Raw genomic sequence first — 25,138 nt, 5'->3', positions numbered from 1 at the left:
CGACATCCGACGCCATTCATGGCCATATCAATGATTTTCTGGTGCGTACCGGGCTGAGAGGCGGTGTAAGTGAACTGTAGTTGCCATGTTTTACGGCAATGAGAGCAGAGATAGCGCTGATGTCCGGCAGTGCTTTTGCCGTTACGCACCACGCCTTCAGTAGCGGAGCAGGAAGGACATCTGATGGAAATGGAAGCCACGCAAGCACCTTAAAATCACCATCATACACTAAATCAGTAAGTTGGCAGCATTACCAATCGCTCAATCTCATAATGAAACCGTAAAAGTTTCGGCGGAATGAGATCTTGCGATTTTGTTAATAATTAAAGTGGTTTGATGTTTAAAAATAATGCCGAGTTAATAAAAGTGTGTGAAGTGTATAACATTAAGTTATTTTGGCGTCAATACGATTAACAGACACCCTTATTCTATTGCCACTCAGGTATGATGGGCAGAATATTGCCTCTGCCCGCCAGAAAAAGTCAGCGCATTCCACCGTACGCCAGCGTCACTTCCTTCGCCGCTTTAATCACCATTGCGCCAAACTCGGTCACGCGGTCATCGGTAATACGTGAAATCGGTCCGGAAATAGAAATTGCGGCAAACGGTTCACGGTGCTCATCGAAAATACACGCTGCAAGGCAACGTAGCCCCAGCGCATGTTCCTCATCGTCAAATGAATAACCCCGTTTGCGCGTTTGGGCGAGATCTTCTTTTAAATGCACAGGAGACACCAGCGTTGCGTGGGTATAGGCATGTAACCCTTTGCGGTGCAGCAGCTTCGTCACCTGTTCTTCGCTCAGTTGGGCTAAAAAGGCTTTACCTGCACCGGAAGCGTGCATCGGCAATTTACCGCCGATAGGCGCGGACATTCGCATCAGATGCGTACACTGTACCTGGTCGATAATAATCGCTTCGTGATCGCTTTGATCAAGCACCGCCATATTGACCGTTTCGCCAGACTCTTCCATTAGATTGCGCAGGATAGGGTGAACAATTGCTAACAAATTACGACTCTGGAGAAAGCTGCTGCCGACCATAAAGGCATGTGCGCCGATTGCCCAGTGTCCCAGTTCGCCAACCTGACGCACGAAACCCTGCTGTTGCATTGTGGTTAGCAGGCGGTGGGTCGTGGAATTGGGTAACCCGGCTTGTTGCGCCAGTTCCGTGAGTGCCACACTGCCATTGGATTCGGCAATCCACTCCAGTAATTTCAGGCCACGCGTTAAAGACTGAACCTGTCCAGTCGCTGGTGCGGTGGCAACGGCGGGTTTTCTGCCGCGTTTCGCGGGAATGGGTGCGACCATGACAGTCTCCTTTTTCTGTATCGTGGGAATCATTTTCATTTTTATTGTTAGCTAATGCAATAGTTGCTGAACTGATCCGATGAGTTAATGTTGAACAAATCTCATGTTGCGTGGTGGTCGCTTTTACCACAGATGCGTTTATGCCAGTATGGTTTGTTGAATTTTTATTAAATCTGGGTTGAGCGTGTCGGGAGCAAGTGTGAGCAGCAAAGTGGAACAACTGCGTGCGCAGTTAAATGAACGTATTCTGGTGCTGGACGGCGGTATGGGCACCATGATCCAGAGTTATCGACTGAACGAAGCCGATTTTCGTGGTGAACGCTTTGCCGACTGGCCATGCGATCTCAAAGGCAACAACGACCTGCTGGTGCTCAGCAAACCGGAAGTGATCGCCGCTATCCACAACGCCTACTTTGAAGCGGGCGCGGATATCATCGAAACCAACACCTTCAACTCCACGACCATTGCGATGGCGGATTACCAGATGGAATCCCTGTCGGCGGAAATCAACTTTGCGGCGGCGAAACTGGCGCGCGCCTGTGCTGACGAGTGGACCGCGCGCACGCCGGAGAAACCGCGCTACGTTGCCGGTGTTCTCGGCCCAACCAACCGCACGGCGTCTATTTCTCCGGACGTCAACGATCCGGCATTCCGCAACATCACTTTTGACCAGCTGGTGGCGGCCTATCGCGAATCCACCAAAGCGCTGGTGGAAGGTGGTGCGGATCTGATCCTGATTGAAACCGTTTTCGACACCCTTAACGCCAAAGCGGCGGTTTTTGCGGTGAAAACGGAGTTTGAAGCGCTGGGCGTTGAGCTGCCGATTATGATCTCCGGCACCATCACCGACGCCTCCGGGCGCACGCTCTCCGGGCAGACCACCGAAGCATTTTACAACTCATTGCGCCACGCCGAAGCGCTAACCTTTGGCCTGAACTGTGCGCTGGGGCCCGATGAACTGCGCCAGTACGTGCAGGAACTATCACGGATTGCGGAATGCTACGTCACCGCCCACCCGAACGCCGGGCTGCCTAACGCCTTTGGTGAATACGATCTCGACGCCGACACGATGGCAAAACAGATACGTGAATGGGCGCAAGCGGGCTTTCTCAATATCGTCGGTGGTTGCTGCGGGACCACGCCGCAACATATTGCAGCGATGAGTCGTGCAGTAGAAGGATTAGCGCCGCGCAAACTGCCGGAAATTCCCGTAGCCTGCCGTTTGTCTGGCCTGGAGCCGCTGAACATTGGCGACGATAGCCTGTTTGTGAACGTGGGTGAACGCACCAACGTCACCGGCTCTGCTAAGTTCAAGCGCCTGATCAAAGAAGAGAAATACAGCGAGGCGCAGGATGTGGCGCGTCAGCAGGTGGAAAACGGCGCGCAGATTATCGATATCAACATGGATGAAGGGATGCTCGATGCCGAAGCGGCGATGGTGCGTTTTCTCAATCTGATTGCCGGTGAACCGGATATCGCTCGCGTGCCGATTATGATCGACTCCTCAAAATGGGACGTTATCGAAAAAGGGCTGAAGTGTATTCAGGGCAAAGGCATTGTTAACTCAATCTCGATGAAAGAGGGCGTCGACGCCTTTATCCATCACGCGAAATTGTTGCGTCGCTACGGTGCGGCAGTGGTGGTGATGGCCTTTGACGAACAGGGACAGGCCGATACTCGCGCACGGAAAATCGAGATTTGCCGTCGGGCGTACAAAATCCTCACCGAAGAGGTTGGCTTCCCGCCAGAAGATATCATCTTCGACCCGAACATCTTCGCGGTCGCCACCGGTATTGAAGAGCACAACAACTACGCGCAGGACTTTATCGGCGCGCGTCATGAAACAGGCGGTGGCGTATCTCGAACCGTTTATTGAAGCCAGCAAAGAGCAGGGCAAAACCAACGGCAAGATGGTGATCGCCACCGTGAAGGGCGACGTCCACGATATCGGTAAAAATATCGTTGGCGTGGTGCTGCAATGTAACAACTACGAAATTGTCGATCTCGGCGTGATGGTGCCTGCGGAAAAAATTCTCCGTACTGCTAAAGAAGTGAATGCTGATTTGATTGGCCTTTCGGGGCTTATCACGCCGTCGCTGGACGAGATGGTTAACGTGGCGAAAGAGATGGAGCGTCAGGGCTTCACCATTCCGTTACTGATCGGTGGCGCGACCACCTCAAAAGCGCACACGGCGGTGAAAATTGAGCAGAACTACAGCGGCCCGACGGTGTATGTGCAGAATGCCTCGCGCACCGTTGGTGTGGTGGCGGCGCTGCTTTCCGATACTCAGCGCGATGATTTTGTCGCTCGTACCCGCAAGGAGTACGAAACCGTACGTATTCAGCACGGGCGCAAGAAACCGCGCACACCACCGGTCACGCTGGAAGCGGCGCGCGATAACGACTTCGCTTTTGACTGGCAGGCTTACACGCCGCCGGTGGCGCACCGTCTCGGCGTGCAGGAAGTTGAAGCCAGCATCGAAACTCTGCGTAATTACATCGACTGGACACCGTTCTTTATGACCTGGTCGCTGGCCGGGAAGTATCCGCGCATTCTGGAAGATGAAGTGGTGGGCGTTGAGGCGCAGCGGCTGTTTAAAGACGCCAACGACATGCTGGATAAATTAAGCGCCGAGAAAACGCTGAATCCGCGTGGCGTGGTGGGCCTGTTCCCGGCAAACCGTGTGGGCGATGACATTGAAATCTACCGTGACGAAACGCGCACCCATGTGATCAATGTCAGCCACCATCTGCGTCAACAGACCGAAAAAACGGGATTCGCTAACTACTGTCTCGCTGACTTCGTTGCGCCGAAGCTTTCTGGTAAAGCAGATTACATCGGCGCATTTGCCGTGACTGGCGGGCTGGAAGAGGACGCACTGGCTGATGCCTTTGAAGCGCAGCACGATGATTACAACAAAATCATGGTGAAAGCGCTTGCCGACCGTTTAGCCGAAGCCTTTGCGGAGTATCTTCATGAGCGTGTGCGTAAAGTCTACTGGGGCTATGCGCCGAACGAGAACCTCAGCAACGAAGAACTGATTCGCGAAAACTACCAGGGCATCCGTCCGGCACCGGGCTACCCGGCCTGCCCGGAACATACGGAAAAAGCCACCATCTGGGAGCTGCTGGAAGTGGAAAAACATACCGGCATGAAACTCACAGAATCTTTCGCCATGTGGCCCGGTGCATCGGTTTCGGGTTGGTATTTCAGCCACCCGGACAGCAAGTACTACGCCGTGGCGCAAATTCAGCGCGATCAGGTTGAAGACTATGCCCGCCGTAAAGGTATGAGCGTCTCAGATGTTGAGCGCTGGCTGGCACCGAATCTGGGGTATGACGCGGACTGATTCACAAATCTGTCACTTTTCCTTACAACAAACAGGGCGCTCAATGAGTGCCCTGTCTCTTTATTAATATGAAACACTTATACTGGAATCAGGCTGGAATAATCTTAGCCGGAAAAACGAATGTCAAAAGGCACAGTAAAGATGCCAGTCAGCGTGTTTCCGGTCCTTTGGTCATTCAATTGCTTCAGGAACATATAACGATAAGGAGAACCTGAACTCGTGTTAACGCTGCTTCACCTGCTTTCTGCCGTCGCCCTGCTGGTCTGGGGGACTCATATTGTTCGAACCGGCGTAATGCGCGTCTTCGGCGCGCGTTTGCGTACTGTCCTTAGCCGGAGCGTCGAAAAAAAGCCGCTCGCCTTTTGCGCGGGGATCGGCGTTACCGCACTGGTACAGAGCAGTAATGCCACCACCATGCTGGTGACCTCGTTCGTCGCTCAGGATCTGGTAGCCCTCGCACCGGCTCTGGTCATTGTGCTGGGGGCAGATGTCGGGACGGCGCTAATGGCGCGTATTCTCACCTTCGACTTATCCTGGCTGTCACCGTTACTTATTTTTATCGGCGTGATTTTTTTCCTCGGACGCAAACAGTCACGCGCCGGGCAACTGGGCCGCGTCGGTATTGGTCTTGGGCTGATTTTGCTGGCGCTGGAGTTGATTGTGCAGGCCGTAACGCCGATCACCCAGGCAAACGGCGTTCAGGTGATCTTTGCCTCGCTGACCGGCGATATTCTGCTGGATGCGCTGATTGGCGCGATGTTCGCCATTATCAGCTACTCCAGCCTTGCTGCTGTACTGCTGACCGCGACTCTGACCGCCGCAGGCATTATCTCCTTCCCCGTGGCGCTCTGTCTGGTGATTGGTGCTAACCTCGGTTCCGGCCTGCTGGCGATGCTCAACAACAGTGCCGCCAATGCCGCAGCCCGCCGTGTCGCGCTGGGTAGTCTGCTGTTTAAGCTGGTGGGTAGCCTGATTATCCTGCCGTTTGTCCATTTGCTGGCAGAGACAATGGGGAAGCTGTCATTGCCAAAAGCGGAACTGGTGATCTATTTCCACGTCTTCTACAACCTTGTACGTTGCCTGGTCATGCTGCCATTTGTTGACCCGATGGCACGGTTTTGCAAAACGATTATTCGCGATGAACCGGAACTGGATACCCAGCTACGGCCTAAACATCTGGATGTCAGCGCGCTGGATACGCCCACGCTTGCTCTGGCGAACGCCGCGCGCGAAACCCTGCGCATTGGCGACGCCATGGAACAGATGATGGAAGGGTTGAATAAAGTGATGCACGGTGAGCCACGGCAGGAGAAAGAGCTGCGTAAGCTGGCAGATGATATCAACGTTCTCTACACCGCCATTAAGCTGTATCTGGCGCGGATGCCAAAAGAAGAGCTGGCGGAGGAAGAGTCGCGCCGCTGGGCGGAGATTATTGAAATGTCGCTCAACCTTGAACAGGCCTCCGATATCGTCGAGCGCATGGGCAGCGAAATTGCTGACAAATCACTGGCAGCACGGCGGGCATTTTCGCTTGATGGGTTGAAGGAACTGGATGCGCTCTATGAGCAATTGCTCAGTAATTTAAAGCTGGCAATGTCGGTGTTCTTCTCTGGCGATGTCACCAGCGCTCGTCGTTTGCGCCGTAGTAAGCATCGCTTTCGCATTCTTAATCGCCGCTATTCCCACGCCCACGTCGATCGCCTGCATCAGCAAAACGTGCAGAGCATTGAAACCAGTTCGCTACATTTAGGCTTACTGGGAGATATGCAGCGCCTGAACTCGCTGTTTTGTTCGGTGGCTTACAGTGTGCTGGAACAGTCGGATGAAGATGAAGGACGGGACGAGTATTAATATTGTGAATCCTGTAGGCCTGATAAGACGCGTCAAGCGTCGCATCAGGCACTATGAACAAGATGCCGGATCATGCATCCGGCAATTCACTTAAAAACGGTGACCAGCTTCCAGCGGAACCGCTTCTTCACCGGCCTTAAACACATAGGTGGTGTTCGGGCCACCCAGCGTAGCGTGACCTTTACTCACTGTGATCCAGTTACCTTCCGGTAGACCAATAATCGTCAGTTCTGGCGCGACGACCAGCAGTTCGCGAATACGCTGCTCACGGGTTTCACCTTTATGGCCTTCCGGCAGCGCGTTGGTGAAGTGCGGGTTGATTTGCAACGGGAACAGATTTAGCGCATCGAAACCTTGCGGATCGACAATCGGCATATCGTTGGTGGTACGAATGGTTGGGCAAGCAAGGTTAGCGCCTGCGCTCCAGCCAATATACAGCGCACCACGTTTAACCACGTCAGTAATTGGTGCCAGCAGCCCGCGCTCGCGGCACTGTTTCAGCAACTGGAAAGTATTCCCGCCGCCGACAATCACGATCTCAGCATTTTCAATCGCGGCAACGGGATCGACAACGCTATGAATACCGGTGACAGAAACACCCAGCGGAGCGAGAACCGCAGCCGTTTTCGCTGTGTAATCATCCCAGGTCTGCGTTACGCCAGCGAAAGGGATAAACACCGCTGAGCGGCGACCCTGCAACTGTTCAGCAATTAGCGGCAGTGCATGTTCCAGCCAGGCTTTACCCGGCAGCGTCGAGTTACTCAATAAAAGCAGTTCCATTACTTCTCCGGTTAGTAAGAAATCACGGAAGGCATGCTACCACTGCGAATTTAACCACTTACTGACATGGCTCACGATGTCACGTATTGCACCGGGAGCTGAGACTGATGACAAACACAGCATTGCCTGATGCGCTACGCTTACCAGGCCTACCAGATAACTGCAATATATTGAATTTTCGAGATTATGTAGGCCGAATAAGGCTTTATTCCGCATCCGGCATAAACAATGTGTACTTTGCCACCAATTTGAGCGCCCCTTAAGGCGCTGATGTTTTTTTATCCTTCTCGTGCACATTGGGCCGCTTCAGCAATCAGCCGCACATCAGGTCGCGAAGTTGCCGCGGCGACCAGCCAGCGACATGCAGAGTTAAGTAGCGCGATTAATCATGGGAAATTGCCTCTGCATGAGTGAGCAGATATTGCTCCGCCTCACCGGACCAGATCCCCTGATGACGCGCCAGAATCGCCGCCAGTGCTTGATCCTGAATCTGCGTGAGTGACGTCAGCGGCAGGTATTTCCCGGTATACACCAGCTTTTTGCCGCCGCCGACGGCAGGCAATTCAAGCGTGGTTTCGCCCGCGGCATTCAGCCCAAGAATATGTGTTACCACTTTTGCGGCCTGCACTTTTTTCTCTTTAATCAGTTTGACCGCCGCGCGCATGTCGTCGGTATTGCCACCTGACGTGCCCACGTAGTGGGTAAATGCATAATGCACATCGTAGAAATTAATTGGCGCGCTGGAATGTTTATCCTGCGGTCCGGCGAAGAAATTCAGGCAACCATCTGTCGCCAGCAAGGAAGAGGCGAGAGTCACCAGTCCTTCATTAGGCACAAAGACGAAAATATCATCGAAGCCGTGACCGCCACTCAGCGCCATTAGCGTATCAAATGCTGCATCGGCGGCATTGAGATAATGAATCAGTGTTTGCGGTTCTGATGGATAGTGCTTGCGCGCATAACTCAATTTATCGTTGTCGGTATCGGTAATGACGAGCTGCGACGGGTTAACGGGTCCATGTAGCGCATAATCAATCGCCAACAGTCCCATTGGTCCGGTGCCGCCGAGGATCAGCATGCGCCCTTGCGGGCGAATCCCCATCGTGTGGTTATAACTACCTTCCTGAAGATGATAGTTGGCGTTGAACGCGCCAATCACGCAGGAAAGCGGTTCAACCAGTGAGCCTTCAAAATAGGTTTCGCCGTCGTATGCCAGCAGGCAATCTTGTTCCATGACCTCGTTGGGAATAACCACATGCGTGGCTTCGCCGCCCACCCACGGGAAGGAGTAGCCGGGGCAGTCCGGGCGGTCGGGGAGTTGCAGGTTGGCCTGAATCACATAACGCTGACCCGGCTGGAATTTGTGCTGCCACTTTTTACCCACGGCCAGAATATCGCCGCAAAACTCGTGGCCGATGATGATGGGGTTGGTCGCCACATCGTCGGGTACTTTTTTATGGTTTTCACCCAGATTGGCCTCTTTCCAGGAAGAGAGGCACAGGCTGTCAGTGACCACCGTCGCGAGGATTTCATCCTCCTGCATTTCAGGAAGGTCAAAGGTTTCCAGGCGTAAATCACGTTTACCATAAAGACGCAGAGCTGTTGTTTTCATAAACCACCTCATGTTGAGCGATGGCCCCGGCAGTCGTGCCGGGGCGAAGAATCTGGACAGGAAGCCCAGCGCATTACCGATAATCCCTAAGCCAAACAGGGCGAAAATCAGCCATACCGGGTTAATTTTTTTGTTGAGCAGACGAACCATAAGCAGCGTCAGACCGAGCGCCAGCAAACCAGGGCAAAGTTGGTCGAGAATGTTCTGCACGGTCATGGTGACGGTGGAGCCATCGGCGGCATGCGTTTGTGAAACCACCAACGGTACGTTGATTGACGTCCATTTGGTGACCAGCACGCCCATCACAAACAGTCCGAGAATCGACGCGCCTTCGGTGAGTTTTTGCAGCACATTCCCGCCCATATCGCTGACGATATTCACCCCTTTGCGAAAGCCGAGCTGTAGGCCATACCACTTCATCGCCAGACGCACCGCATTGAAAATAAAGAAGAACAGCAGCGGGCCGAGAATGTTGCCCGAAAGTGCCAGAGATGCGCCGAGCGCGGTGGTAATCGGGCGCAGCGTTCCCCAGACCAGTGGATCGCCAACTCCTGCCAATGGTCCCATCAGACCGACTTTGATGCCGTTAATGGTACCGTCATCAATTTCCGCGCCGTTGGCCCGCGCCTCTTCCATGGCGGCAGTGACGCCGATGACCGGGCCACATACGGCTGGCGTGGTATTGAAGAACACCAGGTGTCGCCTGAGCGCCGCAACCTGATCCTCTTTTAATGGGTAAAGTCGTTTGATGGCGGGGATCATGTCGTAGCAAAAACCCAGCCCGTGAATACGTTCAAAGTTAAAGGACGCCTGTTGCAGGTTGGAGCGCAGAAACATGCTCACCAGATCGCTGCGTGTAATTTTTCTCTGTTCCATGATGGCTCCGTTAATCGTCAAGTTGGTCAAGGGCGGTGGAGGCGGTGGCCTGGAGTTGAGGTTCAGCTTTACGCCACTGTGGATTTAGCTGGATGTAGACCAGGGCCATGATCACGCCGACGCCACCGAACGCCAGCAGACTGAGATCGAGGTAGCCACCTGCGAGGAAACCGAGGAAAAAGAAAGGCATCAAATATTTCACGCCCATCATACGTAGCACCATGGCGTAACCGACCACCACGATAAAACCGCCAGCAATTTGCAGACCGCGCGTCACGAATTCCGGTATCGCGCTCAGCATATTGCTCACCATATCGGCGCTGACGAACAGTGAGACAATCAGTGCCGGAATAGCAACGCGCAGCGCCTGCACGCCAAACGCGGAGACATGCAGAATATCGAGAGTGCGAAACCGTGCTTCTTCCGCTGCTTTATCCGCCGCGTGCTGGAACACTACGGTGATGGTACGGGCAAACACAGTCAGCACCTGGCCTGCCGCAGCCACAGGCAACGCGATGGCGATTCCGGTGGCGATGCTTTGCTGACCAACGATAACCAGAATGGCGGAGATTATGCTGGCGAGTGCAGAATCCGGAGATTGCGCCGCGCCGACGTTCATCCAGCCGAGAGCTATCAATTCCAGCGTACCACCGAGTATTATTCCGGTTTTTAAATCACCGAGAATTAAACCAATCACCGTACAGGCAATTAACGGGCGATGAGTCTGAAATTCATCCAGCACGCTGCCCATTCCGGCAATACAGGAAAAAAGAAATATAGCAATGATTTGTAGGGTACTTATTTCCATGATTTTTCACCTTTTAAGTGTCGTCATCCCTGCCTGTTAAAGCATATGTACACAAGCGCTATTATTTAATTTGCGATTAACTGTTCGTTTATTTTGTCGATAATATTGATTGAGGGATCTGACGCTACGACGCGTAAATCCAGTATGACGCCAAGATTATTTAACTCATGAAATGCGTTAATATCATCATCATCTAATGAAACCGCTTTGGTTAACTGTTTTTTACCGGGCCGCCAGGCCATGCCGCCAATATTTAGGGTGTCTATTTTTACCCCTTGGCGAACCATCGCTAAGGCATCCTGTGGGCGAGTGAAAAGATAAAAAACGGTTTCGTCCTGATATTGCGGGTTTTGATAAACAGCGACGGCTTTTTCAATATTGACCACGTTAACCTTCATTCCCGGTGGCGCAGCCTGACGCAATAATGTCCGGCGAACTTCATCGTTATAAACTTCGTCATTGCAGATAATAATGCGCTGGGCGTTAGCCACTTTCGACCAGACGGTAGTGACCTGACCGTGGATCAGGCGGTCATCAATGCGGGCGAGCGTAATGTTCATCAGAAATCCTCCTCTGCCGTTGCCAGTTGTTTCCAGACAACGCAGGTTTGCTTTGCGATTTGCGTCAGGTGTTCACACAGTTCATCAACATTCATGCTGTCCTGGTTATCAACCAGTTCGAGCGCCAGTGGCAGAGAAAGGCCGCTGATTACCCGCAGACGAGGATTGCGCATCGCAAGCATCGCTGCCGCATTCCACGGGCTGCCGCACTGTAAATCCACGGCAATCAGCCACTCATCTTGATTGTGAATGCTTACTAACTTTCCCAGCTTTGCTACGATGTCTCCGGCGTTCTCGCCGGGCACAAATTCAACTGCCTCGACCCTGGCGTCGCCGTACACCATCTGAACCGATTCCAGCATGGCGCAAGCTAATTTGCCGTGGGCGCAAAAAATGGCATTGACCATAAAGCCTCCTTAGCCGCGCGTTTTGCCGCCCGCAATGTTAGTGGTTACTCCGGTGATATAGCTGGCGCGTTCAGACAGCAGATAACAAACAAAATCAGTGACTTCTGCTAATCTTCCGGCGCGCCCAATAGGAATGGCGTTTTTGGTATAGCCTTCACGCAGCTGCTCGACGGTGATATTGCGCGTCCACGCCAGCGCTTCTTCATATTCCGGCGTGCGCAGTCCTGTTTTTTCCAGAATCCCCGGCGCGATACCGACCACACGGATACCGTGTTTACCCAATTCTTTCGACCAGGATCGCGTGAAGCTATTAAGCGCGGCTTTGGTAGCGGCGTAACAGCTTTGGCCTTCTGAGCCTTCCAGTCCACTTTCTGAGGAAACATTCACAATCACGCCATCATGTTGTTTGACCATCTGTCGCGCCACCGCCTGCGACATCAGAAAAACGCCTTTCTGGTTGATATTGACCATTTTTTCGAATGCAGCTTCGTTGAGTTCATACTGCCCGGCAGGCGCTTTCTCATCGACCAGCAGACGCGGGAAATTGACCCCGGCGTTATTGACCAGACCGTCGATGCGACCAAAACGCTGGATAATTTCCGCTACCGTATGATTTACCTCTTTGGCGCTGGAAATATCGGTCGACCAAAACTGATAGCCTTTATGACCTTCATATTGACCATCGCCACCGTGAATATCTACCATCTGTACGTTTGCGCCTTGTGCTAATAATTCCTCTACAATCGCCAGACCAATACCGGATGCGCCGCCGGTGACAATAATGATTTTATCCTGCAAATTTAACCACGTTTGCATAACAGACTCCTGATTTTAGATAATAGGGCCCCGCCGTAATTTTTATTACGCTAAACATCGGGAAGATTTTTATTTCAGTAATAGTTCAGCTGTGCTGCTATTCGTTACCAGACAATTAATATATTTTCCACGCAGTGCACCAACAATTCCGCTGTATTTTTCTTCACTCATGGCAATGCCAATGGAATATCGTGCCTGCTTTAATTTATTCATTTCGATAGAGAGTGTTTTTTCGCTCATATTCGTTTCAACCATTGCGCCGTGAATATCAAAAAAGCGCGAGCAAATATCGCCAGCAACCTGGCGGGCATTCAGGTCGTCACTCTCTTCACCACCATAAAACGCATGCCAGTTAGCGCCGTCGCGAATGGCCGGTGAGCCAATTCCCACCAGGGCGACATCCAGATTATCCCAGTAGGCAGAGATGGTTTTAAAGTGCTGAGACTGCATGATCCCATTACGAATTAATGGGTTATCCAGCAGAGCCGGAAAATCCGCGAGATGCGATTCCCCTTTCAGCTTCGCTGCCGCGCTGTAGGTTAATGTGTTTACATGATAGCGGCTTTCGAGTTTACCGGACGGTCCGCCAATAATTGGTACGCAGATTAACTGCCGCGATTGCCCCGCCTGCGGCAAGTTTTCAACCAGTGCGCTCACCGCGCGACCCCAGGAAAAACCGACAATATCGCCAGGCTCCAGCAAGCGATCCAGCAGTTGCGCGCCGTGTAACCCCATCATCGCCAGTTGAGTCTCTTCATCCTCATCATTTCCCGACACCACCACAACGTCTTTCAGGCCAAACTTTTGCTTCAGTTGCTGCTCCAGCCAGAGATTTTCGTTGTAGTCATAGTTGATGGCGATGGTGACAATTCCCTGATCGCGGCCTCGTTTAAGCAAGCGGCTGATGGTGGTGCGGTAAATACCCAGTTCGCGCGCGATTTGCGCCTGCGTCATATCCTGTTCGTAATAGAGTTGGGCAATCTTCACAATCAAACGGATATCGTCACTGTTTTCCATTGCCGCCTCCTGGTTCTGCACATTTGTGCAAATACGCTTTCTCACCGCTTGATCTGATATAACCCCATCATGAGGGCCTTTCAAAGCGATTTTTCACTCTTTGCATGGGGAGATATAGCGCTTTCTCTTGCACATTTGTTTCTCTGCGTAGTAGTCATCAGTACAGGTGTGCAGCGATTCGTAATATGTTGATTATCCTTATTTTGCCAGGCAAATTTGCATCGTACTTCCGGAGACACTTTTGTGATAAAAGGCGTGGCAGATCACATTTAATTTCGACGTTGCCGCATAACCCTGTTTTTCCCCGCTAAGAGGTACGGTATATTCCGCGTTTTACAGGAGAATTTATGCTGCCCGACTCATCAGTCCGTTTAAATAAATACATCAGCGAAAGCGGAATTTGCTCACGCCGCGAAGCGGATCGCTATATCGAGCAAGGCAATGTGTTCCTTAATGGCAAGCGAGCCACCATTGGCGATCAGGTGAAACCCGGCGACATTGTGAAAGTAAACGGTCAGTTGATTGAGCCTCGGGAAGCCGAAGATTTGGTACTTATCGCCCTGAACAAGCCCGTCGGTATTGTCAGCACCACCGAAGATGGCGAGCGCGATAACATTGTCGATTTCGTTAACCACAGCAAACGCGTGTTCCCGATTGGCCGCCTGGATAAAGACTCCCAGGGGCTGATTTTCCTCACCAATCACGGCGATCTGGTGAATAAGATCCTCCGTGCGGGTAACGATCATGAGAAAGAGTATCTGGTGACGGTCGATAAACCGATTACCGATGAATTTATTCGTGGTATGGGGGCGGGGGTGCCGATCCTCGGGACGGTGACGAAAAAGTGCAAAGTCAAAAAAGAAGCGCCGTTTGTCTTCCGCATTACCCTGGTGCAGGGGCTGAACCGTCAGATCCGGCGCATGTGCGAGCATTTCGGCTATGAAGTGAAAAAGCTGGAACGTACGCGCATTATGAACGTCAGCTTAAGCGGCATTCCGCTGGGGGAGTGGCGCGATTTAACCGACGATGAGTTAATCGACCTCTTTAAGCTCATCGAAAATTCCTCTTCCGAGGCAAAACCTAAAGCGAAGGCCAAACCGAAAACAGCGGGCATCAAACGTCCAGTCGTTAAGATGGAAAAAACGGCGGAAAAAGGCGGTCGCCCGGCGTCCAACGGTAAGCGTTTTACCTCGCCGGGGCGTAAAAAGAAGGGACGCTGATTAACGCCTCAGACTGATGAAAACGTCCAAAAAGAGCTCGGACAGTCCCCTCGCCCCTTCGGGGAGAGGGTTAGGGTGAGGGGAAGATTGTGTCCACACAGACGAGTGAAAATCTCAGGCGTTGATTGTTCATTAGCGCCTGCCGCGCGTCGACGTATTTGCTGACCAGCTAAATGACGCTTCAGGATCCGGTTTATAAGCCTGCTTTTTCTTCAATTGGCGGGCTTTTTTCGCTTCAGCCTCACGCTCGACCATTAATTTATCGATGTACTCTTTCTTAATGCTGTTGGTTTCGGAGTTGGTCAGTACGCGACCATGCGCAATCCGCGCCCGATCCAGCAGTGTTTTAAGTTCACGCTGCTCGCGTTCAGTCATCTCTTTTTGGGTAATACGGGGGAGTGCCATGATGGTGCCCTCAGTGAGCCAGAGAGTTCAGTGTACGGGAATTCGTTTGCGAGCAGAACTGATAATATTCATTTTGCCTTCTCTTAACTATTTATCTCTTTCGATAATTAATTAGAGATGCAGATAAAAAAATTAAAGGCAATTATTCTCGATAAAGACGTTGGTTAACAGAGTACAGGCTCGTTTATTGATAAGCATAGTGACAAGAAAATCAATACGGCCCGAAATATAGCTTCCAGGCCATACAGTATTTACTCAAACAAATTACTATGCAGTTTTTGCACCACCTGCTCGGCATCTTCGCCGGGCACCAGGAAGCACAGGTTATGGCTGGATGCGCCGTAACAAATCATGCGAATGTTGAACGGTTCCAGTACGCCGAATACCTCTTTGCCAACGCCGCAAGCTTTTGACAGGTCATTGCCAATCAACGCGACCAGCGCCAGACCTTCTTCTACTTCCACCCGGCACAGTGCGGAAAGCTCCATCAGCAGAGATTGCGTCAGCAACGTATCGCCAGTGGAGGTTGAACCGGTGGTATCAAGGGTTAATGCCACGCTCACTTCTGACGTGGTGATTAAGTCTACCGAAATATTATGCCGCGCGAGGATGCCGAAAACTTCCGCGAGGAAGCCGCGAGAATGCAGCATATTCAGGCTGTGCAAAGTGAGCAGAGTCTGATTGCGACGAAGCGCCAGCGCGCGGAACAGCGGAGGATTTTCAGTTTTATTGCACACCAGCGTACCACCTGCGCGTGGGTCTTTGCTGGAGCCGACAAAGACCGGGATATCGCTGCGTACTGCGGGTAGCAACGTTGCCGGATGCAGTACTTTTGCACCAAAAGTTGCCATCTCTGCCGCTTCGGCAAACGCGATTTCATCAATGCGTTTTGCTGCGGAAACTACGCGTGGATCGGTGGTGTAGATGCCCGGGACGTCGGTCCAGATATCAACACGAGATGCGTGTAAAGCCTCCGCCAGCAAGGCTGCCGTATAATCGCTGCCTCCACGGCCAAGCGTCGTTGTACGACCTTTATTTTCGCTACCGATAAATCCCTGGGTGATCACTAAGCCGTCATTGAGGCGTGGGAGCAGCTGCAGCGCGGCCAGTTCCGCCAGCGCGGCTACATCTGGCTCTGCACGACCAAATCGGTCGTTGGTACGCATCACTTTACGTACATCAAACCACTGTGCCTGAACATCGCGTTCGCGCAGGATTTCGACAAACAGCAGGGTCGACATCAGCTCGCCGTGGCTGACCAGCTCATCTGTCAGCGCCGGAGACGTTGCCAGCGCCGCCGCTTCTGCCAGAACAGTAATGTTCTCCAGCAGACGTTCAATCTCTTCACGGATAACGTTCGGGTAACGCAGACGTTCCAGAATGGCAAACTGGATGTTGCGAATAGCGTCGAGTTTTTCGAATCGCTCGCCAGGTTCCAGCCCTTCCGCTAAAGCGACCAGCAGATTAGTGATACCAGCAGAAGCCGAGAGGACTACTAAACGCACGTTGGCATCAGAAAGCACAATATCAGCGCTGCGGTTCATGGCGTCAAAATCAGCTACGCTGGTACCGCCAAATTTGGAGACAACAATTTCAGACATAACTACCTCGTGTCAGGGGATCCATTTTCAGCCTTGGCACAAGGGAAGAGCGGAAGACGGGTGGGCGCAGAGCGATACTTCGCTACTATTTTCACCCAGAAGTGCTCCACCACTTGCGAAACGCCCGACTGCGAACGCTTCTGGTGACAACCCAGGGGATTCAGCCCCTGTAGCCGATGATGAACGTGGCCAGCCGTTCAATCACCTCGGCGATGCACCCCCTCAGGTGTTATCACAGGACTGGCTCCTCCAACACCGTTACTTGGGCAACGCGCCTCTTCTGGCCTGCGCTAGCGCAGGTAGTACATTTATAAATAAAGGGTGAGCGGGGCGGTTGTCAACGACGGGGTCATGCGGATTTTTCATCCACTCCTGGCGGTCAGTAGTTCAGCTAATAAATGCTTCACTGCGCTAAGGGTTTACACTCAACATTACGCTAACGGCACTAAAACCATCACATTTTTCTGTGACTGGCGCTACAATCTTCCAAAGTCACAATTCTCAAAATCAGAAGAGTATTGCTAATGAAAAACATCAATCCAACGCAGACCGCTGCCTGGCAGGCACTACAGAAACACTTCGATGAAATGAAAGACGTTACGATCGCCGATCTTTTTGCTAAAGACGGCGATCGTTTTTCTAAGTTCTCCGCAACATTCGACGATCAGATGCTGGTGGATTACTCCAAAAACCGCATCACTGAAGAGACGCTGGCGAAATTACAGGATCTGGCGAAAGAGTGCGATCTGGCGGGCGCGATTAAGTCGATGTTCTCTGGCGAGAAGATCAACCGCACTGAAAACCGCGCCGTGCTGCACGTAGCGCTGCGTAACCGTAGCAATACCCCGATTCTGGTTGATGGCAAAGACGTAATGCCGGAAGTCAACGCGGTGCTGGAGAAGATGAAAACCTTCTCGGAAGCGATTATCTCCGGTGAGTGGAAGGGTTATACCGGCAAAGCAATCACTGACGTAGTGAACATCGGGATCGGTGGTTCTGACCTCGGCCCGTACATGGTGACCGAAGCACTGCGTCCGTACAAAAATCACCTGAACATGCACTTTGTTTCTAACGTCGATGGGACTCACATCGCTGAAGTGCTGAAAAAAGTAAACCCGGAAACCACGCTGTTCTTGGTAGCATCTAAAACCTTCACCACTCAGGAAACTATGACCAACGCCCATAGCGCGCGTGACTGGTTCCTGAAAGCGGCAGGTGATGAAAAACACGTTGCAAAACACTTTGCGGCGCTTTCCACCAATGCCAAAGCCGTTGGCGAGTTTGGTATTGATACTGCCAACATGTTCGAGTTCTGGGACTGGGTCGGCGGCCGTTACTCTTTGTGGTCAGCGATTGGCCTGTCGATTGTTCTCTCCATCGGCTTTGATAACTTCGTTGAACTGCTTTCTGGCGCACACGCGATGGACAAGCATTTCTCCACCACGCCTGCCGAGAAAAACCTGCCTGTCCTGCTGGCGCTGATTGGCATCTGGTACAACAATTTCTTTGGTGCGGAAACTGAAGCGATTCTGCCGTATGACCAGTATATGCACCGTTTCGCGGCGTACTTCCAGCAGGGCAATATGGAGTCCAACGGTAAGTATGTTGACCGTAACGGTAACGTTGTGGATTACCAGACTGGCCCGATTATCTGGGGTGAACCAGGCACTAACGGTCAGCACGCGTTCTACCAGCTGATCCACCAGGGAACCAAAATGGTACCGTGCGATTTCATCGCCCCGGCTATCACCCATAACCCGCTCTCTGATCACCACCAGAAACTGCTGTCTAACTTCTTCGCCCAGACCGAAGCGCTGGCGTTTGGTAAATCCCGCGAAGTGGTTGAGCAGGAATATCGCGATCAGGGTAAAGATCCGGCAACGCTTGACTACGTGGTGCCGTTCAAAGTGTTCGAAGGTAACCGCCCGACCAACTCCATCCTGCTGCGCGAAATCACTCCGTTCAGCCTGGGGGCGTTGATTGCGCTGTATGAGCACAAAATCTTTACTCAGGGCGTGATCCTGAACATCTTTACCTTCGACCAGTGGGGCGTGGAGTTGGGTAAACAACTGGCGAACCGTATTCTGCCAGAGCTGAAAGATGATAAAGAAATCAGCAGCCACGATAGCTCGACCAATGGTCTGATTAACCGCTATAAAGCGTGGCGCGGTTAATCATCATGCGTGCCTGATGCCGATATGTAGGCCGGATAAGGCGTTTACGCCGCATCCGCAACCGGAGCCTGATGCCAATATCGACATTAATGCATAGTATGAGGAGTTAAATAACCTTAAAAACAATGCCGACAATAAGTCGGCATTGTTTTATCAGATAAATCCCCTTGTCTGTGATTTAACGGAAATCATACCGTGAGGTTAATCCTAAAATAGATTTTTAATCGTTGTTTATTTCGGAGAATACGCAGATTAATTACTTTTGTTTTTATTTTAAATTTATGATTTTTATTGTTATTTAAATATAAGTTGAAGCTTATATTTGATATTCATTCCAATTATCCTAAAACGCCATCGCTAATTCCCCGCGCCGTAATTCGCATGCTTTAGTTGTGTATACTCGATCCCGCCCGAAATGTTTTTGGGTAAATCTCCATTCATTCAATGAAGGGAAATTGTTATGAAAAAAGTTCTGTATGGCATTTTTGCCATATCTGCGCTTGCGGCGACTTCTGCGTGGGCTGCACCTGTACAGGTGGGCGAAGCGGCAGGGTCGGCAGCAACGTCGGTTTCGGCGGGTAGTTCCTCCGCGACCAGCGTCAGCACCGTAAGCTCGGCGGTGGGTGTCGCGCTCGCGGCAACCGGTGGCGGTGATGGTTCTAATACCGGGACCACCACAACCACGACCACCAGTACCCAGTAATAAAGTATGTATCCCCAAAATAATTTGAGTCATTGCATCTGTGGCTTGAAGTATGAAGGGATTTACCATAACCACACTCCGGTGTGGTTATTCTGCCCCTCTGGAGAAGAGTCGTGAAGCGACCTGCACTCATTCTTATCTGCCTGCTATTACAGGCCTGTTCAGCCACGACTAAAGAGCTGGGCAATTCACTGTGGGACAGTCTGTTCGGCACGCCAGGCGTACAGCTGACGGACGATGATATTCAAAATATGCCCTACGCCAGCCAGTACATGCAGCTTAATGGCGGGCCGCAATTGTTTGTGGTGCTGGCCTTCGCTGAAGACGGACAACAAAAATGGGTCACTCAGGATCAAGCCACTCTTGTCACACAACATGGTCGTCTGGTGAAGACTTTGCTTGGCGGCGACAACCTGATTGAAGTGAATAACCTTGCCGCCGACCCGCTGATTAAACCCGCACAAATTGTTGATGGTGCAACATGGACGCGCACGATGGGCTGGACCGAGTACCAGCAGGTACGCTACGCCACCGCACGCTCAGTCTTCAAATGGGATGGCACCGATACCGTCAAAGTCGGCAGCGATGAAACCCTGGTTCGCGTGCTGGACGAAGAAGTCTCCACCGACCAGGCGCGCTGGCATAACCGCTACTGGATCGACAGCGAAGGGCAAATTCGCCAGTCGGAACAGTATCTCGGCGCGGATTATTTCCCGGTGAAAACCACTCTCATCAAGGCGGCAAAACAATGATTAAACAAACTTTTGTCGCGTTGCTTTTGAGTGTGGGAGCGTCATCGGTCTTCGCGGCAGGAACCGTCAAGGTGTTCAGCAATGGCAGCAGTGAGGCCAAAACACTAACAGGCGCAGAGCATTTAATCGATCTGGTAGGCCAACCGCGGCTGGCAAACAGCTGGTGGCCCGGTGCGGTGATTAGCGAAGAGCTGGCAACGGCGGCAGCATTGCGTCAGCAGCAGGCGTTGCTGACACGGCTGGCTGAACAGGCCGCAGACTCCAGCGCCGACGATGCCGCCGCCATTAACGCCTTACGCCAGCAAATTCAGGCGTTGAAAGTGACGGGCAGGCAAAAAATCAATCTTGATCCCGATATCGTGCGCGTTGCCGAACGCGGTAACCCACCGTTGCAGGGCAACTACACGCTGTGGGTCGGACCACCGCCGTCCACGGTCACGTTGTTCGGGCTTATCAGCCGTCCTGGCAAGCAGCCATTCACTCCAGGTCGCGACGTGGCGAGCTATCTCTCCGGGCAGAACCTGCTTAGCGGTGCGGATCGCAGCTACGCGTGGGTGGTTTACCCGGACGGACGCACGCAAAAAGCGCCGGTGGCTTACTGGAACAAGCGTCACGTAGAGCCGATGCCCGGCAGCATTATTTATGTTGGCCTCGCGGACTCCGTCTGGAGTGAGACGCCTGATGCCCTTAACGCCGACATTCTTCAGACTCTGACGCAGCGGATACCCCAATAATGAAAAAAAGACATCTGCTTAGCTTACTGGCGCTGGGCATTAGCATGGCTTGCTACGGCGAAACATATCCTGCGCCCATTGGCCCGTCGCAGTCGGATTTCGGTGGCGTAGGATTATTACAAACGCCCACCGCACGCATGGCGCGGGAAGGGGAGTTGAGCCTGAACTATCGCGATAACGATCAGTACCGTTATTACTCAGCTTCAGTGCAACTCTTCCCGTGGCTGGAAACAACGCTGCGCTACACCGACGTGCGCACCCGGCAGTACAGCAGCGTCGAAGCGTTCTCTGGCGATCAAACGTATAAAGATAAAGCCTTCGATCTCAAACTGCGTTTGTGGGAAGAGAGTTACTGGCTGCCGCAAGTGGCGGTTGGTGCGAGGGATATCGGCGGTACGGGGCTGTTTGATGCGGAATATCTTGTTGCCAGCAAAGCCTGGGGGCCGTTCGATTTTACGCTCGGCTTGGGCTGGGGTTATCTGGGCACCAGCGGTAATGTGAAAAATCCGCTCTGTTCAGCCAGTGATAAATATTGCTATCGCGATAACAGCTACAAACAGGCGGGATCTATCGACGGTAGCCAGATGTTCCACGGTCCTGCCTCACTGTTTGGCGGCGTGGAATACCAGACGCCCTGGCAACCGCTGCGCCTGAAACTGGAGTATGAAGGCAATAATTATCAGCAGGATTTTGCCGGGAAGCTGGATCAAAAAAGTAAGTTTAACGTCGGTGCGATTTATCGCGTTACCGATTGGGCCGACGTTAACCTTAGCTATGAACGTGGCAACACCTTTATGTTTGGCGTCACGCTGCGCACCAACTTTAACGATCTGCGCCCGTCTTACAACGATAACGCCCGCCCGCAATATCAACCGCAGCCGCAGGATGCCATTTTGCAGCATTCGGTGGTGGCGAATCAGTTAACGCTGTTGAAATACAATGCCGGACTTGCCGATCCGCAGATCCAGGCGAAAGGCGATACGCTGTATGTCACCGGCGAGCAGGTGAAATATCGTGATTCGCGCGAAGGGATCATCCGTGCTAATCGGATCGTGATGAACGATCTGCCGGATGGGATCAAAACGATCCGCATTACGGAAAATCGTCTTAACATGCCGCAGGTGACGACGGAAACCGATGTCGCCAGCCTGAAAAATCATCTCGCCGGAGAGCCGTTGGGCCACGAAACGAAGCTGGCGCAAAAACGCGTCGAGCCAGTGGTTCCGCAGTCCACCGAGCAGGGCTGGTATATCGACAAATCACGCTTTGATTTCCATATCGATCCGGTGCTGAACCAGTCGGTCGGTGGCCCGGAAAACTTTTACATGTATCAGCTGGGCGTGATGGGAATGGCAGATTTGTGGCTGACGGACCATCTGCTGACCACCGGCAGCCTGTTTGCAAATCTTGCCAACAACTACGACAAGTTTAACTACACCAATCCGCCGCAGGACTCGCACTTACCGCGCGTTCGTACCCATGTGCGCGAGTATGTGCAGAACGATGTCTATGTGAATAACCTGCAAGCCAACTACTTCCAGCATCTGGGCAACGGCTTCTACGGTCAGGTCTATGGAGGTTATCTCGAAACCATGTTTGGCGGTGCGGGGGCCGAAGTGTTGTATCGTCCGCTGGACAGTAACTGGGCGTTTGGTCTGGATGCCAACTACGTTAAACAGCGCGACTGGCGTAGTGCAAAAGATATGATGAAATTCACCGACTACAGCGTGAAAACCGGACATCTGACCGCCTACTGGACGCCATCTTTCGCCCAGGACGTGTTGGTGAAAGCCAGCGTCGGGCAGTATCTGGCAGGGGATAAAGGCGGCACGCTGGAGATCGCCAAACGCTTTGACAGCGGCGTGGTGGTGGGTGGCTATGCCACGATCACCAACGTTTTGAAAGAGGAGTACGGCGAAGGGGACTTCACCAAAGGCGTGTATGTCTCGGTACCGTTGGATCTCTTCTCGTCTGGCCCGACACGCAGCCGTGCGGCGATTGGCTGGACGCCGCTGACGCGTGACGGTGGTCAGCAACTTGGGCGTAAGTTCCAGTTGTATGACATGACCAGCGACCGTAGCGTCAATTTCCGCTAAGTCATGGGAAAGGTGCCAGTTTTCGCACTCACTGGCACCTTCATTCTTAATGGCCTGTCGAGCCATCAGGAACGCAGTTCACCCCCGGTTTGCGATCTGGTGTGTAAAGGCGAAAACATTCTGTCTTCCTGTCCGTCGATATCGGTTGCAGGTCTGGTTGCCTGAACGACTGGGCCATCATTGGGCTGGAGACATTGCTTTGCGGTAGGTCGGCTTTATCAGCAGTACCGAGCGGACCAGCATAAGCAGGAAGAACAGAGACTGATAACATCAAAGCAGCAAAATAAGGCTTCATTTTTACCACCTTTATCAGGTTACGTTTCATTTGTTCCAGAGGAACATTGTCGATTTTTCGCGCATTGCTGGTGGCTGGGAATCACCTGAATGGGTGATTTTTGAATTACCGGCTTGGGTGCGGTTTGTCTTGCCGGATGCGCCGCCAGGCGCGGCTTATCCGGCCTACGGGTAGGTATATCCGGCTTTGGTGGAGGCGCGCTCCAAATCCAGGTTGAACAAAACATACACAAAAAATATAGATCTCCGTCACATTTTTGCGTTATACAGGAAGCTCGCCACTGTGAAGGAGGTACTGCTATGACGTCACTCTCTCGTCCGCGCGTGGAGTTTATCTCCACCATTTTGCAGACCGTACTCAATCTTGGCCTGCTGTGCCTCGGCCTGATTTTGGTTGTCTTCCTCGGCAAAGAAACGGTGCATCTGGCAGATGTGCTGTTCGCGCCAGAACAAACCAGCAAATATGAGCTGGTGGTTTACTTTCTCTATTTCGAATTTATCGCGCTGATTGTGAAGTACTTTCAGTCCGGTTTTCACTTCCCGCTACGTTACTTTGTCTATATTGGGATCACCGCCATTGTGCGCTTGATCATCGTCGATCATAAATCGCCACTGGATGTGTTGATCTACTCGGCTGCGATCCTGTTACTGGTGATCACTCTGTGGCTGTGTAATTCGAAACGGCTGAAGCGGGAGTAAAAAGACAGCACGCCGAACTGGCGCGGCGTGCTGGACAGGAAGATTACAGCGTAGCAGTTTGTTGTGTTTTCTTCGTTTCCGGTTCCCGGAGGGCTTCCAGCTCCTCAAGGGTTTTACCTTTGGTTTCCGGGACAAATTTCCACATAAATAGTGCTGCCAGAACGCCCATACACCCGTAAATCCAGTAGGAGAAACCGTTGTGGAAATGGGCCACCAGCCAGGAGTTTTTGTCCATCATCGGGAAGGTCCAGGAGACGAAGTAGTTCGCCAGCCACTGGGCCGCCACCGCGATTGCCAGCGCCTTACCACGAATAGCATTCGGGAAGATTTCCGACAGCAGTACCCAGCATACCGGACCCCAGGACATGGCAAAGGCAGCAACATAGAACAGCATCGACAGTAGCGCCACAATACCCGGTGCCTGAGTGTAAAACGCGGTACCGAGGCTAAACATACCGATTGCCATTCCGAGTGCGCCGATAATTTGCAGTGGCTTACGACCAAATTTATCCACCGTCATAATTGCCAGAACGGTGAAGGTGAGGTTGATAACTCCGACAATAATGGTCTGCAACAGCGCGATATCCGTGCTGGCCCCCAGCGTTTTGAACACTTCCGGCGCGTAGTACAGCACCACATTGATGCCGACAAATTGCTGGAAGATGGAGAGCATAACGCCGATGACAATCACGCCCACGCCAAACATCAGCAGACGACCACCGGTTTTGCGGCCATGATCCAGGGAGTGTTTAATTTCCTGTACTGCCTGAGTTGCAAGCGTGTTGCCCATAATTTTGCGCAGGATACTTTCCGCCTGTTCTTGCTTGCCGCGTGACATCAGCCAGCGAGGACTTTCGGTAATGCTGCCAACTTACTGATTTAGTGTATGATGGTGATTTTAAGGTGCTTGCGTGGCTTCCATTTCCATCAGATGTCCTTCCTGCTCCGCTACTGAAGGCGTGGTGCGTAACGGCAAAAGCACTGCCGGACATCAGCGCTATCTCTGCTCTCATTGCCGTAAAACATGGCAACTACAGTTCACTTACACCGCCTCTCAGCCCGGTACGCACCAGAAA

22 protein-coding genes, 3 pseudogenes and 1 riboswitch are annotated in these 25,138 nt (G+C 52.3%); of the genes and pseudogenes, 11 read left to right on the top strand and 14 right to left on the bottom strand.

Going from position 1 to position 25,138, the window contains the following annotated elements:
* On the bottom strand, positions 1–200 hold a 200-nt coding region (locus tag BGK49_RS27875; RefSeq protein ID WP_001638972.1), incomplete at its 3' end, for an IS1 family transposase.
* Between the two features lie 282 nt (positions 201–482).
* Entirely contained in the window at positions 483–1,307 is an 825-nt protein-coding gene (gene iclR, locus BGK49_RS17385; protein WP_000226403.1) for a glyoxylate bypass operon transcriptional repressor IclR, read from the bottom strand.
* 199 nt (positions 1,308–1,506) lie between these two features.
* Here iclR and BGK49_RS17380 point away from each other — a divergent pair.
* Both BGK49_RS17380 and BGK49_RS17375 read left to right on the top strand, forming a co-directional pair.
* Positions 1,507–4,657: pseudogene (locus BGK49_RS17380) on the top strand (methionine synthase).
* Positions 4,658–4,876: 219 nt separating this feature from the next.
* Positions 4,877–6,508 carry a Na/Pi cotransporter family protein gene (locus tag BGK49_RS17375; protein ID WP_000956831.1) on the top strand — a complete coding sequence of 544 codons (1,632 nt, stop codon included), beginning with the start codon at positions 4,877–4,879 and terminating at the stop codon, positions 6,506–6,508.
* Positions 6,509–6,598: 90 nt separating this feature from the next.
* On the opposite strand, the gene pepE is transcribed toward BGK49_RS17375, so the two are convergent.
* The 8 genes and pseudogenes from pepE to BGK49_RS17330 form a co-directional block, all read right to left on the bottom strand.
* Positions 6,599–7,288, bottom strand: a complete 690-nt coding sequence (pepE, locus tag BGK49_RS17370; protein WP_000421763.1) for a dipeptidase PepE — start codon at positions 7,286–7,288, stop codon at positions 6,599–6,601.
* Positions 7,289–7,670: 382 nt separating this feature from the next.
* The gene (sorE, locus tag BGK49_RS17360) at positions 7,671–8,900 is read right to left on the bottom strand and encodes an L-sorbose 1-phosphate reductase (protein WP_069375789.1); all 1,230 of its coding nucleotides are present in this window, start codon (positions 8,898–8,900) and stop codon (positions 7,671–7,673) included.
* 54 nt (positions 8,901–8,954) lie between these two features.
* Positions 8,955–9,776, bottom strand: a pseudogene (locus tag BGK49_RS17355) (PTS system mannose/fructose/sorbose family transporter subunit IID); the annotation flags it as partial.
* Between the two features lie 10 nt (positions 9,777–9,786).
* Complete coding sequence (locus tag BGK49_RS17350) at positions 9,787–10,584, bottom strand: PTS mannose/fructose/sorbose transporter subunit IIC (RefSeq protein WP_000406309.1); 798 nt, start codon at positions 10,582–10,584, stop codon at positions 9,787–9,789.
* A gap of 65 nt (positions 10,585–10,649) precedes the next feature.
* Positions 10,650–11,144 (bottom strand): PTS system mannose/fructose/N-acetylgalactosamine-transporter subunit IIB, encoded by a 495-nt coding sequence (locus BGK49_RS17345; protein WP_001027856.1) that lies wholly within the window; start codon positions 11,142–11,144, stop codon positions 10,650–10,652.
* The gene (locus BGK49_RS17340) at positions 11,144–11,551 is read right to left on the bottom strand and encodes a mannose/fructose/sorbose PTS transporter subunit IIA (protein ID WP_000245634.1); all 408 of its coding nucleotides are present in this window, start codon (positions 11,549–11,551) and stop codon (positions 11,144–11,146) included. Before BGK49_RS17340 ends, BGK49_RS17345 begins: the two co-directional genes overlap by 1 nt.
* A 9-nt stretch (positions 11,552–11,560) precedes the next feature.
* Positions 11,561–12,367 carry an SDR family oxidoreductase gene (locus BGK49_RS17335; protein ID WP_001195433.1) on the bottom strand — a complete coding sequence of 269 codons (807 nt, stop codon included), beginning with the start codon at positions 12,365–12,367 and terminating at the stop codon, positions 11,561–11,563.
* A 69-nt stretch (positions 12,368–12,436) separates the two neighbouring features.
* Positions 12,437–13,384, bottom strand: coding sequence for a sugar-binding transcriptional regulator (locus BGK49_RS17330; protein ID WP_000431660.1), 948 nt, complete (start codon positions 13,382–13,384; stop codon positions 12,437–12,439).
* Between the two features lie 347 nt (positions 13,385–13,731).
* On the opposite strand from BGK49_RS17330, the gene rluF reads away from it, so the two are divergent.
* Positions 13,732–14,604: a 23S rRNA pseudouridine(2604) synthase RluF gene (rluF, locus tag BGK49_RS17325; protein ID WP_000936346.1), complete on the top strand. Its 873-nt coding sequence runs from the start codon at positions 13,732–13,734 to the stop codon at positions 14,602–14,604.
* A gap of 132 nt (positions 14,605–14,736) precedes the next feature.
* On the opposite strand, the gene BGK49_RS17320 is transcribed toward rluF, so the two are convergent.
* Together BGK49_RS17320 and lysC are read right to left on the bottom strand one after the other, a co-directional pair.
* Positions 14,737–15,009: a YjbD family protein gene (locus tag BGK49_RS17320; RefSeq protein ID WP_001207638.1), complete on the bottom strand. Its 273-nt coding sequence runs from the start codon at positions 15,007–15,009 to the stop codon at positions 14,737–14,739.
* A gap of 251 nt (positions 15,010–15,260) precedes the next feature.
* Complete coding sequence (lysC, locus tag BGK49_RS17315; RefSeq protein WP_001290317.1) at positions 15,261–16,610, bottom strand: lysine-sensitive aspartokinase 3; 1,350 nt, start codon at positions 16,608–16,610, stop codon at positions 15,261–15,263.
* Between the two features lie 91 nt (positions 16,611–16,701).
* A riboswitch (Lysine riboswitch) is annotated at positions 16,702–16,898 on the bottom strand.
* A 236-nt stretch (positions 16,899–17,134) separates the two neighbouring features.
* On the opposite strand from lysC, the gene pgi reads away from it, so the two are divergent.
* The 5 genes from pgi to BGK49_RS17290 all read left to right on the top strand — a co-directional run bounded on the left by pgi (position 17,135) and on the right by BGK49_RS17290 (position 23,069).
* Positions 17,135–18,784, top strand: a complete 1,650-nt coding sequence (pgi, locus tag BGK49_RS17310) for a glucose-6-phosphate isomerase (protein ID WP_000789986.1) — start codon at positions 17,135–17,137, stop codon at positions 18,782–18,784.
* Positions 18,785–19,244: 460 nt separating this feature from the next.
* Positions 19,245–19,487, top strand: a complete 243-nt coding sequence (yjbE, locus tag BGK49_RS17305; protein WP_000757333.1) for an exopolysaccharide production protein YjbE — start codon at positions 19,245–19,247, stop codon at positions 19,485–19,487.
* A 113-nt stretch (positions 19,488–19,600) separates the two neighbouring features.
* Complete coding sequence (locus BGK49_RS17300) at positions 19,601–20,239, top strand: YjbF family lipoprotein (RefSeq protein ID WP_001341739.1); 639 nt, start codon at positions 19,601–19,603, stop codon at positions 20,237–20,239.
* Positions 20,236–20,973, top strand: a complete 738-nt coding sequence (locus tag BGK49_RS17295) for a capsule biosynthesis GfcC family protein (RefSeq protein ID WP_000595506.1) — start codon at positions 20,236–20,238, stop codon at positions 20,971–20,973. The genes BGK49_RS17300 and BGK49_RS17295 overlap by 4 nt, the downstream gene beginning before the upstream one ends.
* Entirely contained in the window at positions 20,973–23,069 is a 2,097-nt protein-coding gene (locus BGK49_RS17290) for a YjbH domain-containing protein (RefSeq protein WP_000745703.1), read from the top strand. Before BGK49_RS17295 ends, BGK49_RS17290 begins: the two co-directional genes overlap by 1 nt.
* 46 nt (positions 23,070–23,115) lie before the next feature.
* On the opposite strand, the gene BGK49_RS17285 is transcribed toward BGK49_RS17290, so the two are convergent.
* On the bottom strand, positions 23,116–23,394 hold the full coding sequence (locus tag BGK49_RS17285; RefSeq protein WP_024259699.1) for a hypothetical protein: 279 nt from the start codon (positions 23,392–23,394) through the stop codon (positions 23,116–23,118).
* Here BGK49_RS17285 and BGK49_RS30220 point away from each other — a divergent pair, their 5' ends adjacent.
* Positions 23,395–23,538 carry a hypothetical protein gene (locus BGK49_RS30220; protein WP_000487770.1) on the top strand — a complete coding sequence of 48 codons (144 nt, stop codon included), beginning with the start codon at positions 23,395–23,397 and terminating at the stop codon, positions 23,536–23,538. It begins immediately after the preceding gene.
* Positions 23,539–23,663: 125 nt separating this feature from the next.
* Positions 23,664–24,062, top strand: coding sequence for a phosphate-starvation-inducible protein PsiE (psiE, locus tag BGK49_RS17275; protein ID WP_000202906.1), 399 nt, complete (start codon positions 23,664–23,666; stop codon positions 24,060–24,062).
* Between the two features lie 43 nt (positions 24,063–24,105).
* Here psiE and BGK49_RS17270 read toward each other — a convergent pair.
* Positions 24,106–24,927 (bottom strand): annotated as a pseudogene (locus tag BGK49_RS17270) (sugar porter family MFS transporter); the annotation flags it as partial.
* A 46-nt stretch (positions 24,928–24,973) separates the two neighbouring features.
* On the opposite strand from BGK49_RS17270, the gene BGK49_RS27855 reads away from it, so the two are divergent.
* A partial coding sequence (locus BGK49_RS27855; protein WP_047664789.1) for an IS1 family transposase occupies positions 24,974–25,138 on the top strand: 165 nt, incomplete at its 3' end.

The organism is Shigella sp. FC1544 (assembly GCF_001722145.1).
Lineage (GTDB): Bacteria > Pseudomonadota > Gammaproteobacteria > Enterobacterales > Enterobacteriaceae > Escherichia > Escherichia coli.
This window is presented reverse-complemented; position numbering and strand designations above follow the sequence as displayed.